This window comes from Amycolatopsis sp. NPDC114504, assembly GCF_055633595.1.
In genome coordinates this window covers 88,085-101,080 of the sequence record NZ_JBVKDU010000007.1, presented here as the reverse complement: position 1 = coordinate 101,080, position 12,996 = coordinate 88,085, and the positions used below count along the sequence as shown (strand labels likewise).

Below are 12,996 nucleotides of genomic sequence, written 5' to 3'. Positions count from 1 at the left end.
CGGACCTCCGGCGAGCACGTTCGGAACGAGCCGTTCGGTGCGGTCCGGACCACCAGCCGGACCTCCAACGGTCACCCCGATCACGCTCGGAACGAGCCGCCCAGCGCGGTCCGCACCACCGGCCACGCCGAACCGGCCACGAACCCACGAAACTCGGCCACCGCCCAGTCGGCAGACGAGCGGACCTCCGGCGACCACGCTCGGAACGAGCCGTTCGGTGCGGTCCGCACCACCGACCGCCGCGGTCCGGACCACCGACTGGACCCAACCGGCCACGAACCACGAAAGGCGACCTCCGACCGGCCCTCACCAGTCGGAAGCCGCCTCTCGCAAGCGGCCCGGGCTACGCCGTCGTGACCGGCTGGTCGCCCTTCAGGTGCACCGGGAGGGCTCGGTGGCCGTTCATGATGAACGTCGAGAGGGGCTGGAGGTCGGCCGGGTCGACCGCCAGGGCCAGGTTCGGGTACCGCTCGAACAGGGTGGACAGGCCGACCGTTGCCACCAGGCGGGCGATGCCGGCGCCGAGGCAGAAGTGCGGGCCGTGGCCGAACGACAGGTGTTCCTTGTCCGCTCGGGTGATGTCGAACTCGCAGGCCGATTCGCCGTGGACGGCCGGGTCGCGGCCGATGGCGGCGTAGTTGACCAGGATCGCGTCGCCCTTGGGGATCGTCACGCCTTCGCCGAGGTCGAGGTCCTCCATCGCGTAGCGCAGCGGGAGGGAGGCGAGCGGGGACTCGACTCGGAGGGTCTCGTCGATCACGTCGGCCCAGGTGGCGTCGCCGGACTTGACGAGGGCCAGCTGGTCGGGGTGGGTGAGCAGGGCCGTGATCGCGTTGTCGAAGAAGTTGATCGTCGTCTCGGAGCCGGCGCCGAGGATCGCGAAGATCGTGTCGGCCAGCTCCTGCTCGGACAGGCGCGAACCGTCCTCGTCGCGGGCCGCGATCAGGTCACTGGTGATGTCCTCGCCCGGGTTGGCTCGCTTGGTCGCGATCAGCTCGGCCATGGAACCGCGCCAGCCGGCGAGGGTGGCCTGGGCCTGCTCGGGGGTGACCGTCGTGTCCACCATCATGTCGATCACCTTGGCGGTGGCCGCGCGGGCCTGCTCGTCCATCCCGATCAGCTCGGCGACCAGCATCGCCGGCAGGGGGTAGGCGAAGCGCTCGCGGAGGTCGACCACCTCGTCCGGGCCGGCGGCGGCGAGGGCGTCGAGCAGCATGTCGGTCAGCGCCACGATCCGGGGGCGGATGGCCTCGGTTCGCTTGGGGGTGAAGGCCTTTCCGACGAGGCGGCGCAGCCGGACCTGGTCCTTGCCGGTGGCGGTGACCATGTTGTCCATCGCGACCCAGCTGATCATCTCCCAGTCGGGCGGGATCTCGCCGTTGATGAACTTCGGCCAGTAGTTGCGCGCGTTCTTGGTGACGCGCGGGTCGGCGAGCAGCTTCTTGATCACCTCGGCGCGGGTGACCGACCAGGCGACGACCCCGCCGGGCAGCTCGACCTGGGTCGCGGGGCCCAGCGCGCGCAGGCGGGCGGCCTCCCCGTGGATGTCACGTCCCGTGGTGTCGAGGACCGGGCAACGGCTTTCCATGGGCTCGCCTTTCGAAGACGGGAGAGAACGGGAAAAGGAACGGAGGTCTCCGATGAGCAGGTCGGGCTGCTCGAGCGCGGCGAAGTGGCCGCCGCGGTCGAACTCCGTCCAGCGCGTCAGCGTCGGCAGGTCGCGCTCGGCGAAGCTGCGGATCGGCCGGACGAGGTCCTTCGGGAAGACCGCGACCGCGATCGGGACGGTGGGCGCCGGCGGGTTCTGGCCGGCGGCGAGGGCTCGTGCCGCGGCGCCCTCGTAGAAGAAGTCCGCGGACGTCGCCGCCGTCGCGGTCAGCCAGTGGATCGAGACCGCGTCGAGGATCTTGTCGCGGCTGATCGCGTCCTCGGGCACCGATTCGCAGTCGGTCCACTCCTTGAACCGCTCCACCATCCACGCCAGCTGGCCGACCGGCGAGTCGGTGAGCGCGTAGCCCGGCGTCCGCGGCCGGGTCTCCATGAGCCGCACGTAAGGAGACGGGTCCTGGACGAACCGGCCGAACGAGGCGAGGCGCTCCTGGTCGTCCTCGCTGAGCGCGGCCAGTTCGGCCGGGTCGTCGCCCGGGACGGTGATCAGCATGCTGACGTGCGCGCCCGCGCAGTTCCGCGGGTCGACCGTCGCCACGGCCTGGGAAATCACCGACCCGATGCCGCCGCCCTGGGCGAGGTAGCCGCGGTAGCCGAGGCGGTGCATCAACTCGGTCCACGCGGCGGCGATGCGCGACACGTCCCAGCCGGTCGAGTCCAACGGGGAGGAGAACCCGAAGCCGGGCAGCGCGGGGATCACCAGGTGGAAGGCGTCGGCGGGGTCGCCGCCGTGCGCGCGCGGGTCGGTCAGCGGGCCGATCAGGTCGAGGTACTCCGCGACGGAGCTCGGCCAGCCGTGGGTGAGCAGCAGCGGGCGGGCACCGGGCTCCGGCGAGCGCACGTGCAGGAAGTGGACGGGCGCGCCGTCGATCTCGGTGACGAACTGCGGGTGGCTGTTGAGCGCCGCTTCGGTGGCGCGCCAGTCGTAGGAGTCGCGCCAGTGCTCGGCGAGCTCCTTCAGGTAGGCGAGCGGGACGCCTCGGTCCCACCCGGTGTCCGGCGGTTCCGCCGGCCAGCGGGTGTTGTCCAGCCGCGCTCGGAGATCGTCGATGGCTGCCTGCGGGATTTCGACTCGGTACGGCTGCATGCTCGCCTCAAATCGGTGCAATCACGGCTGATGCGGAATCGGCCGGAATGGGGATCCCGAGGTCCGACCCGCACTCATCCTCGCGCTGCGCCGAATGGCGGCGCACCTCCCACGTTGCCCGGTCTCCGGCGCGACGGGAGCCGGGCTGTCGCAGGTGGGCCCGCGATTTCCGGGTCGGACAGTACCGTCGCCCGCGGGTCGCGCGATTCACGTCTCTTGAATTGCCGAATCGCGGAAGGAATCTTCGCAATGCGGAAGGTTGCCCGCCACGGCGCGCCTGCGAAGGTGGTCCGAAGAGACTCTCGAATCCCGAATGGAAGGTGAGCGGCTGATGGCTGTTACCTCGATCCAGGACGTGCGGGACGTGCTGGCCGCCTACCCCGAAATCGCGGACTTCGCGGTCCTGGCGCACGTCCAGGAACCCGTCGGCGAGGTCCTGGTGGCCTATGTCGTGCCCGGTGGCCCTGGTTTCGACCTGGCCGCGCTGCACACGTACCTCCGGGAAAACCTGCCCGGCAGCGCGGTGCCGGCCACCATCGTGGTCGTCGACGCCATCCCGGCGGACTCCTCGGGAACCCCGGAGCCGCAAGCACTCCCCGCGCCCGACCTGCGTGGCCTGCTGCCCTACCGGTCGCCCGACACCCCCCGCCAGGAAGCGCTGTGCACGATCTTCGCCGAAGTGCTCGCCAAGACCCGGTGCGGTGTCGACGACGACTTCTTCATCATGGGGGGCGAGTCGATCGACGCCATGCTGATCGCGAGCCGCGTCGGGCCGGCGTTCGGCCTGGAGATCTCCATGAACGAGCTCTTCGACGCGCCCACGGTCGCGGAGCTCGACCAGCTCCTGGACCAGCTGAGCAGCACCGAGGCGTGACGATGATCAAGGTCGCCACCAGGATGCGGGGCCTGCAGCAGTCCACCCTCGGGGCCATGACGGTGCGCTGCCGGGAGCTCGGCGCCCTCAACCTCGCGCAGGGGCTCAGCCAGGTGCCGCCGCCCGCTTCGCTGCTGGCGGAGGGCGCACGGGACTTCGCGGCCGTCGGGCATTCCTACACCCAGCCCGAAGGCCTCGCCGTCTTCCGGGAAGCCGTCGCCGGCAAGGTGAAACGGTCCAGCGGGCTCAGCGTCGAGCCCACGACCCAGGTGCTGGCCACGGTCGGCGCGACGGGCGCGCTCATGGCGACGCTCACGGCGTTGCTCGACCCGGGCGACGGCATCGTCGTTTTCGAGCCGTTCTACGGCTACTACCTGTCTTCGGCCAAGGTGCTGGGCCTGTCCCCGCAGCCGGTCCGGCTGACCGGGCCGGACTTCCGGATCACCGAGGACGCGCTGCGGGCGGCCATCACCGGCCGGACGCGGGCGATGATCATCTGCACGCCGAACAACCCGAGCGGGCGCCGGCTCACGGCGCCGGAGCTCAAGACCATCGCGGCCGTCGCGGAAGAGCACGACCTGCTCGTCATCAGCGACGAGGTCTACGAAGACATCTTCTTCGACCCGGACCCGCACCTGGCCGCCGCGACGGTCGGGAACCTCGCCGAGCGGACGGTGACGTTGTCGTCCCTGGGGAAGTCGTTCAGCATTCCCGGCTGGCGGCTGGGTTACGTCTGCGGCCCGGAACAGCTGATCGGCGCGATCCGGGTCGCGGCCGACTCCCTCGTCGTCTGCGCACCGGCTCCGCTGCAGGAGCTCGGTGCGCGGGCGCTGAACCTGGGCGACGACTACTACCACGACCTCCGCGCGATGTACGACCGGAAGCGGCGCACCCTGGCGGAGGGCTTCGCCGCCGCCGGGTTGCCGCCCAACGAACCGGAAGGCGCTTACTACCTGTTCGTCGACTGCTCGCCCCTGGGCGTGACGACCGGGGTGGAAGCGGCCGAGATCCTGCTGGAGAACTGTCTCGTCGGGACGATCCCCGGCGAGGCGTTCTACCTGGACTCGCCGGACCGGCCGTACGTGCGCGCCTGCTTCTCCCTTCCGGACGACGTGCTGGCCGACGCGGTCGGCAGATTGGCGAACGGGCTTACCCATGGTTGAGAACGTGAACGGCCGCGCGGTGCTGGTCACCGGGGCGGCACGCGGCATCGGCTGGGCCATCGCGCAACGGTTCGCCGCGGCCGGTGACCGGGTGGCGATCCTGGACCGGGTGCCGGAGGAGGACGCCGGGAAGCTGGTGGCCGGGCTCGAGGGCGACGGGCACGTCGTCGTCGAGGCCGACCTGCTGGACGGCGAAGCCGTGCTGGCGGCGGTGGACTCGGCCGCCGGGCAGCTCGGCGGTCTGGACGTCCTGGTGAACAACGCCGGCATCTTCACCGCGCACCCGATCACGGAGGTGGGCTACGCGGCCTGGCAGGAGTACTGGCGCACCACGCTGGGCGTCAACCTGATCGGCGCGGCCAACGTGACCTGGTGCGCGGTCCGGCACCTGAAGGAGCACGGCGGGCGGATCGTCAACGTCACGTCGCGGGGCGCGTTCCGCGGTGAGCCGGACGTGCCGGCCTACGGGGCCAGCAAGGCGGGCCTGAACTCCTTGACCCAGTCGCTGGCACTGGCCCTCGCGCCGCACCGGATCTCGGTTTCGGCCGTGGCACCCGGGTTCGTCGAGACGGACATGACCACCGAGTACCTGAAGCCGCCGGGCGGCGACGAGATCCGGGCGCAGAGCCCGTTCGGCCGGGTCGCCCGGCCGGAGGAGATCGCCGCGGGCGTGTTCTACCTGGCCTCCGCCGAGGCCCAGTGGGCCAGCGGCACGATCCTCGACCTGAACGGCGCTTCGTACCTGCGTTAAGGCGCAAAGCAAACGGGCCGCCCGGCGACTCCGGTCGCCGGGCGGCCCGCTGCCGTACGGGGTTACCGGTCCGCGGCCTTGCCCGCTTCGATCTCGATGGCGGTGACCGCGAGCAGCTGACCCGTGGTGGAGTCGCGCAGCGCCATGTCGGCGATCTCGGTCTCCGGCCGGGTCGTGTTGCGCCAGTTGCGCACCGTGATGGTGAAGACCGCGCCGGGGTCCGCGTTGCCGAAGTAGCCGACCTTCTGGTCGATCACCCGGCGGCGCAGGAACTGTTCGTCACTCCGGCCGAGAGAGCGCCACAGGCGCAGCAGCGCGGTGTCGAAGATGGAGAAGTAGGACGCGAAGTAGACCAGCCCCGCGCCGTTGATGTCCCGCGTGACGTCCAATGTGTACTCGAAGGTCAGCTCGGGGCCGGCCACGACGAACCCCGTCGGGTCGGGCGCGCAGAAGCCGCCCGCCTCGCGGGCCCGGCCGACGAGCGTGCGCGGCGAGTACTGGTTCGGCAGGCGCGGCAGGTCGGCGAAGGCGAAGTCGGGGGGCGAGGTCCGGGCGAGGCCCCGGTTGCTGTCCGGGCGGCTGCGCGCGATCCACCGGTTGAAGTTCTCGACGTACATGCAGTCCGGGTGCGGGTCCTCGTACACCTCCGCCGGATCCAGGGGCGTGTCCGGCAGGTCGAGGTCGGCGGGCGCGAGCCGGTGCAGCGTGAGCACCGACTGGCTGCCGAACTGGAACACCCGCGAGCTCACCCCGAGCTCGTCCCCGAACGTGAGGCCGTGCGGGTGGATCGTCTTCCCGCCGCGCACCCGGTAGTAGTAGAAGGACAGGTAGGCGGGCTGTCCCTCCGCCGTGCGCGCCGCGTGCACGTTGGTGCGGCAGGCCGCCGCCACCGCCTCCCAGGTCCAGTCCCCGATCCGGCCGAAGACGAGCGACCCGCCGCTGCACATCCCCGGGGAGACGACCACCCGCCGGGACAGGGAGCTTTCGTCCGGCCTGCGCACGGACTCCGTCGTGCTGTCCACTGTCATCAGTTCACCACCGTTGTCAGGCCGCCGCGGCGGGATCGACCGGCTCGGCGAGACGGCGTTGCTCCATCAGCCGGGCGACATCGCCGACCGTCGCGAGCTCCAGCAGCTCGTAGTCCTGGATCTCGATGCCGAGCCTGCTGTTCAGCACGACCGAAAGCTCCACCGCGGTCAGGGAGTCCAGCCCCACCTCGGCGCAGCCCGCCGTCGGTGAGATGTCCTCCGTCCGCAGGAACAGGTCGTCCACCAGGATGCGTTTGAGCACCTCATACATGGCTTGCCCTCCTGTCGGTGGTTCCCGTGCCGGATTCGCGCAGGGCCAGCGCCACGTCCACGATGAGGTCCTCCTGGCCGGCCACCGCCTGGCGGCGGCCGAGCTCGAAGAAGACGTCACGCGGGTCGACGCCCTCGCGCGCGGAGATGTCGAGCACCCGGGCCTTGAACCCGGAGAACACCCCGGCCAGGCCGCTGACGATGGAGATGGAGTCGACCTTGGGCGGCGCGGGCATCAGCTCGCGTTCGGCGATGTCCGCCGCGTCCAGGAGCCGGTACAGGTCGATGCCGGTGCGGTAGCCGACGCGTTCGAGCACCGGCACCAGCACCTCGAGCTGGGTGTTGCCGGCCCCGGCGCCGAAACCCCGGGCGCAGGCGTCCAAAATGGACGCTCCGGCGTCGGCGGCCGCGATCGAGTTCGCGACGGCCATGCCGAGGTTGTTGTGCCCGTGGAACATCACCGGCACGTCGACCGCGGCGCACATGGCCGTGATCCGCTCGGTGACGTCGGCCGGCAGGTAGTGGCCGGCGGAGTCCATGATGCCCACCCCGGTGGCCCCGAACTCCACCAGGTGCGCGCAGTGCTCGGCGAGCTGCGCGGCGCTCGCCATGTGGCTCATCAGGAGCACGGCGTGCGCCTCGACCCCCCGGTCGCGCAGGAAGCCGAGGTGCCGTTCGGCCAGGCTGGACTCGGTGCAGTGGGTGCCGATGCGCACCAGGTCGACCCCGTGGGCGACGGCCTTCTCGAGGTCGGCGATCGAACCCCAGCCGGGCAGCATGAAGACGCCGAGCTTGCTGGTCGTCAGGCAGTCCCGGGTGATCGACAGCATCTCGTCGTCGCTGAGCCGGGCCCGGCCGACCTGGAGCGAGGAGGCGCCCAGCCCGTTGCCGTGCCCGACCTCGACCACCGGGATGCCCGCGGCGTCCGCGGCCAGCGCGTAGGCACGCAGCTGGTCCGCGCCGAGGCTGTGCCGGACGGCGTGGTGGCCGTCGCGCAGGCTCGGGTCGTGGATCAGGATCGGCTTGCCGTCCGCGACGTCCGCGGTCGTTGCCTCGGTCATGAGTTCACCACGCCTGCCATCCGGAGCCGGTCCGCCGCGTAGCTCTCCGCGACCAGGAGCGCGGCGGAATTGATGATGTCGAGGTTGCCGGCGTACCGGGGGATGCGGTCCCCGTGCGAGGTGACCTCGACGGCGACGAACGCCTTGTCGCCCTCGGCGGTGCACGCCTTCACCTCGTAACCCCGGGCGAAGGACCGGACTTCGGCCGCGGCGCGATCGACCGCCGAGCGCACCGTTTCGAGGGTGAGGTCCTCGCCCAGCAGGGACATGGCGACGCGGAAGGTCGCCGGCGGCCGCGCCGGGCTGACGTTGAGGATCGCCTTGACGTCCTGGACGCCGGTGAAGGTGCGGACCGCTTCCGCCGTGGTGTCGATGTACTCGTCGAGGTTCATCCGCGTGCCGCGGCCGATGCTCAGGCTGGCGGCGGTCGTCACCACCTCGATGTAGTCGACCGCGCAGGCCCGCGTGATCGCGTGCAGGATCGGCACCGACGCCTGCCCGCCGCAGCTCACCATGCTGACGTCGCGGTGCGCCGCGATGTCCGCCCGGTTGACGGTCGGGAAGATCATCGGCCCGTTCCGGCTGGGCGTCAGGTCGATGAGCATCGTGCCGAGGGGTGCGAGCTTCTCCACGTGCTCGAGGTGGGCGGAAGCGTTCGTGGCGTCGAACACCACGTCGAACGGGCGTCCGGCGTCCACAAGGGACTGGACGCCGCCGGCCGCCACCGGCACACCGAGCTTGGCCGCCTGCCGCAGTCCCGAGGTGGCTTCGTCCCGGCCCGCGACGAGCTCCAGGTCGAGGTGGTCGGAACGGATGACCTTGGTCATCAGGTCGATGCCGATGAGGCCGGCGCCGAGCACCGCCACGGACAGCCGGCCTGCCGCTGTCCGCGAGCCGTTGTCGGTCATTCGTCACTCCTGACGCGAGACACCTGGTTGCGGGCCGGGCTTCGGCGTCGCATCGGCGACGTGGAAAAGAGCACCCGACCGGCAACCATGGTCGCAGCCGGCGACGGCGGGCGACGTCTTCGAAGCTGCGAAACGGGTACGCACGGTGCGCAACAACGAAGGTGCCGCGCTCCCGCACCGTGAGCATGCTGAAAAAGAAATGCGACGACCGATCCGACGTCGACCGGTAGATGATGGAGCTGCACCGTGGATCAGTATCCGCTGAGTTCTAAGCAACAAGACCCGGCCGGCGAAGCGCGCTCACCTCGGCACGTCGTCGCACTCGCTCTCCGCATCAAGGGAGAGCTGCGCGTCGACGCCCTCCAGGGCGCGCTCGACGAGGTGGTGCGGCGGCAGGAAGCCCTGCGCACGCGGCTCAGCTACGACGAGCACGACGGCGCCGTCGGGTTCCAGGAAGTGCTGCCGCCGCAGCCGGTTCCGCTCACGGTGCACGAAACTCCGCTGCCCGCCGGCCCGGCTCGCGAAGAAAGGGCTTTCGAGGTGCACCGGGCGCTGCACCACGCGGAGCTCTCCTTCACCTTCACGCCGTCCTTGCGCACCGAGCTGTACCGCTTCGACGACGAGGACGCGGTGCTGACCCTGGTGACCCACCACCTCTTCAGCGACGGCTGGTCGTCCGACGTGCTCCGCCGCGAAATCGCGGCGTGCTACCGGGCCCAGGTGACCGGGGTCCCGCACACGCTGCCGGACCCGACCCCGTACCGGGAGTTCGCCGCCTGGCAGCAGGAGTACCTCGGCAGCGAAAAAGCGGCGGAGGACCGCCGGTTCTGGGGGCGCACGCTGGCCGGCGCCGAACTGTTCACGATGCCCGCCGACCGGCCGCACGGTCCCGAGACCCAGGCGCCGCGCAACGAGGTGCAGACCTTCTCGCTCGATCCCGCCGAGTTCGCCGAGGTCACCGCGGGCGCGGCCCGGCTCCGGTGCACCGCCTGGCACGTCTTCCTCGCGGCCTTCATGGTTCTCGCGGAAAGGGTCACCGGCCGGACCGATCTGACCCTGCTCACCATCAACAACGGGCGTCAGGCCGAGGAGTTCTATCACACCATCGGTTTCTTCACCGATCTCGTTCCCCTCCGGCTCGAATTCGGGGAATGCGCGAGTTTCCGCGACCTCATGCTCCTCGCGCGCCGGGCGGGTGCGGACACCCAGCGGCACCGGATGCCGTTCGGCTCGACCCTCGAGATCGCCCCGGACCTGATGAAGAGCGCTCTCGATCCGCTCGCGCTGGTGCCGGGCTTCAACTACGTGCGCTCACCGAAGGCGCGGGAGCACGCCGAGTTCACCACCAGCGTCGAACCGGTCGTGCCGCCGGAAGAGGTGTCGGTCTCCCACCACCGCGGCGCGCTCATCTGGACCTTCCTGGTCCTTCCCTCCGGCGGGTTCCGGTGTGTCATGGAGTACGAGCCCGACGCGGTCGACGCGGCCACGATCCGGCGCTGGGGCACCGAGTTCGTCGAGCTGGTCCAGGCCATCCCCGGCGCACCGGACCAGCACCGGAAAGACCGCTAGGAAACCCCGGCACCGAGTTCGTGGAGGTCGCTCATGCCGACAGACATCGACGTATGGCTCCAGGCGAGCCCGAACAACACGCTTCCCGAGTTCGGCGACCCGGTGGTGCTCGCGGCCGAGTCGTTCAACCGCGCCCACCCGGGGTACCGGGTCCGCATCCACCGCTTCGAGGCCCACCTGCTGCCCGGGAAGGTGGCCGAGGCGGTCGAGCGGGGAAACCCGCCGGACATCGCGGAGTACATGTACTCGTCGATGCAGACGGCGCTGGACACCCGCGCCGGCAACGGAGATCCGCTGTTCGTGCCGGTCGAGCGCGCGATCGACGGCCGGGCCAAGATCCTCGGGGAACCGGTCGTCATCGAGGACCTCGTGCCCGCCGTGCGCGACTACTACACCCTCGGTGGCGAGCTGGTCGCCGTCCCGAGCTTCGTGTCGACCAACATCCTGTTCGCGAACCGGACCATGCTGGCGGCCGCCGGGATCGAGCGGCTCCCGGTGACCTGGCAGGACCTCACGGACGCGTGCGCCGCCATCGCCGAGCTGCCGGACGGCCCCGGGCACGGGGCCAGCTGGCCGAACTACGGCTGGGTGTTCCACCAGGAGCTGGCCGGGCAACGCGGGTTGCTCGTCAACAACGGCAACGGCCGGTCCGGCCGCGCCACCCGTGTCTTCCTCGACTCCCCCGAGCTGCTCGCCTACGCGCGCTGGTGGAAGCGGATGCTCGACGACGGCCACTACCTCCCCACCGAGGAGCTCCACTACTTCACCACGATGCAGGCGTTCGAGCGCCAGGAGATCGCGTTCGTGGTTTCGTCGTCGGCCATCGGCGGGATGATCAAGGAGATGGCCGCCGGGGCGGGCTTCGAGCTCACCGCGGGCCAGCTGCCGCGCCCCGTCGCGGACTGTTCGCCCGGTGGCCCCGTCGCCGGCGAGGCGCTCTTCCTGACCCGGGGCCTGCCGAAGGAGAAGGAGGACGGCGCCCTCGCCTTCCTGCAGCACCAGCTCAACGAGGAGCACGCGGTGGCCCGCCTGCACTCCCCCGGGAGCCCGGTGACGTCGTTGCCGATCACCCTGGCCGCCCACCGGCGCGCGACGGCGGCCGAGTGGGCCGATCCGTTCCCCGGCTACCGGGCGGCGATCGAGCAGGTCACCACGGCGGAGCGCACCTTCGCGGCGGCGGGCCCGGTGGCCGGCAACCTCAACGGCATCAACATCGCCCTCACCGAGGCGATGGCGGACGTGCTGCTCGAGGGGGCCGAGCTCGAGCCCCGGTTCCGCACGGCGACCGAACAGGCCCAGCGGGTGCTCGACCGGTACAACGCGGCGGCCCTGGCCGACCCGCCGAGGACCCCGGACGACCTCGAAGCGGGCTGACGAACCGCGTCTCCAGTGTTGCGGGCTTTGATTTCCCACCGGGCAGGCAAAGAGATGAGCGACGCGGACTGCCCGGGGAGAGTGGAAACCGCCGGAACCGAACCGACCACCGACGTCTTCCCACCGCGCCCCGTCTGCCAGCCGACGAAAGAGAGCAGCACGACGATGTCCCCCTTCAGCAACATGCTCGTCGACCACGTCGCGTTCTCGGTGACCGACATCCAGGCGAAAGCCGACTGGTGGGTCGCCAGCTACGGCTTCGCCGTGAGCGCGACGTCGGACGAGGACGCGCCCGCCCGGTCGATCGGGCTCACCCAGCGCCAGGTCGAGCTGGTGCTCATCGAGGCGAAGGACGCCGACCACGCCGCCGCCGGGTACGTGCGGAAGCACGGTGACGGCGTCTCGGGCATCGGCCTCGGGGTCGCCGATGCCGAAGCGGCGTTCCACGAGGCCGTCCGCCGCGGTGCCCGCCCGGTGGCCGGGCCGGCCACCGTCGACGGGGTCACCACCGCGTCGATCCTCGGCTTCGGCGACGTGGTGCACACCTTCGTCCACCGGGCGGAAGGGGTGTCGCCGCGCGCGCTGCCGGGGCTGCGGCCGGTCGAGTTCTCCGGCGACTTCGACGTCGCGCTCGGCGAGGTCGACCACTTCGCCATCTGCGTGCCCGGCGGCCACCTCGAAGAGCACATCAACTTCTACCGCGACGTGCTGGACTTCGAGATGACGTTCGCGGAGCGGATCGCGGTCGGGAAGCAGGCCATGGTCACGAAGGTGGTCGAGAGCACCTCCCGCGCGGTCACGCTGACGCTCATCGAGCCGGATGTTTCGCTCGAACCCGGCCACATCAGCGAGTTCCTGCGCGACCACGACGGCGCGGGCGTGCAGCACATGGCCTTCGCGACGGCGGACATCCTGACGACGCTCGACGCGCTCAAGGAGCGGGGCATCGCCTTCCTCAACGCGCCGGGCAGCTACTACCAGCTGCTCGCCGAGCGGGTGGACCCGGTCCGCTACCCGATCGAAGAGCTGCGCAAGCGGAACATCCTGATCGACGAGGACCACGACGGGCAGCTCTACCAGATCTTCGCCGAAGCCGTGCACCCGCGGAACACCATCTTCTTCGAACTCATCGAGCGCCTCGGCGCGCAGGGGTTCGGCAGCGGCAACATCACCGCGCTTTACGAAGCCGTGGAACTCCAGCACCGCCAGGACCAGGAGCGCGGCCGGGCCGCCTAGAGCAACA

11 protein-coding genes are annotated in these 12,996 nt (G+C 70.7%); 6 read left to right on the top strand and 5 right to left on the bottom strand.

Features of this window, described 5'->3' with window-relative positions:
* Positions 1–343 precede the first annotated feature (343 nt).
* A complete protein-coding gene (locus tag ACZ7PG_RS47265) occupies positions 344–2,755 on the bottom strand; it encodes a cytochrome P450 (protein WP_470245790.1) in 2,412 nt (803 codons plus the stop codon).
* Between the two features lie 331 nt (positions 2,756–3,086).
* On the opposite strand from ACZ7PG_RS47265, the gene ACZ7PG_RS47260 reads away from it, so the two are divergent.
* From ACZ7PG_RS47260 to ACZ7PG_RS47250, 3 genes are read left to right on the top strand one after another with little or no spacing between them, the layout of a single operon-like run.
* Complete coding sequence (locus ACZ7PG_RS47260; protein ID WP_470245789.1) at positions 3,087–3,629, top strand: phosphopantetheine-binding protein; 543 nt, start codon at positions 3,087–3,089, stop codon at positions 3,627–3,629.
* Positions 3,630–3,631: 2 nt separating this feature from the next.
* Positions 3,632–4,792, top strand: coding sequence for a pyridoxal phosphate-dependent aminotransferase (locus ACZ7PG_RS47255; protein ID WP_470246475.1), 1,161 nt, complete (start codon positions 3,632–3,634; stop codon positions 4,790–4,792).
* The gene (locus ACZ7PG_RS47250) at positions 4,785–5,543 is read left to right on the top strand and encodes an SDR family NAD(P)-dependent oxidoreductase (protein WP_470245788.1); all 759 of its coding nucleotides are present in this window, start codon (positions 4,785–4,787) and stop codon (positions 5,541–5,543) included. Before ACZ7PG_RS47255 ends, ACZ7PG_RS47250 begins: the two co-directional genes overlap by 8 nt.
* 62 nt (positions 5,544–5,605) lie before the next feature.
* On the opposite strand, the gene ACZ7PG_RS47245 is transcribed toward ACZ7PG_RS47250, so the two are convergent.
* From ACZ7PG_RS47245 to ACZ7PG_RS47230, 4 genes are read right to left on the bottom strand one after another with little or no spacing between them, the layout of a single operon-like run.
* Positions 5,606–6,571, bottom strand: a complete 966-nt coding sequence (locus ACZ7PG_RS47245; RefSeq protein WP_470245787.1) for an LnmK family bifunctional acyltransferase/decarboxylase — start codon at positions 6,569–6,571, stop codon at positions 5,606–5,608.
* Between the two features lie 16 nt (positions 6,572–6,587).
* Positions 6,588–6,842 carry an acyl carrier protein gene (locus ACZ7PG_RS47240; protein WP_470245786.1) on the bottom strand — a complete coding sequence of 85 codons (255 nt, stop codon included), beginning with the start codon at positions 6,840–6,842 and terminating at the stop codon, positions 6,588–6,590.
* Complete coding sequence (gene dmpG, locus ACZ7PG_RS47235) at positions 6,835–7,902, bottom strand: 4-hydroxy-2-oxovalerate aldolase (protein ID WP_470245785.1); 1,068 nt, start codon at positions 7,900–7,902, stop codon at positions 6,835–6,837. The genes ACZ7PG_RS47240 and dmpG overlap by 8 nt, the downstream gene beginning before the upstream one ends.
* Positions 7,899–8,810, bottom strand: a complete 912-nt coding sequence (locus ACZ7PG_RS47230; protein ID WP_470245784.1) for an acetaldehyde dehydrogenase (acetylating) — start codon at positions 8,808–8,810, stop codon at positions 7,899–7,901. The genes dmpG and ACZ7PG_RS47230 overlap by 4 nt, the downstream gene beginning before the upstream one ends.
* 246 nt (positions 8,811–9,056) lie before the next feature.
* Between ACZ7PG_RS47230 and ACZ7PG_RS47225 the strand changes: the two genes are divergently transcribed.
* The 3 genes from ACZ7PG_RS47225 (at position 9,057) to hppD (ending at position 12,989) form a co-directional block, all read left to right on the top strand.
* Positions 9,057–10,379, top strand: coding sequence for a condensation domain-containing protein (locus ACZ7PG_RS47225; RefSeq protein WP_470245783.1), 1,323 nt, complete (start codon positions 9,057–9,059; stop codon positions 10,377–10,379).
* 33 nt (positions 10,380–10,412) lie between these two features.
* A complete protein-coding gene (locus tag ACZ7PG_RS47220; RefSeq protein WP_470245782.1) occupies positions 10,413–11,753 on the top strand; it encodes an extracellular solute-binding protein in 1,341 nt (446 codons plus the stop codon).
* A gap of 165 nt (positions 11,754–11,918) precedes the next feature.
* Positions 11,919–12,989, top strand: coding sequence for a 4-hydroxyphenylpyruvate dioxygenase (hppD, locus tag ACZ7PG_RS47215; RefSeq protein WP_470245781.1), 1,071 nt, complete (start codon positions 11,919–11,921; stop codon positions 12,987–12,989).
* The last annotated feature ends 7 nt before the right edge of the window (positions 12,990–12,996 follow it).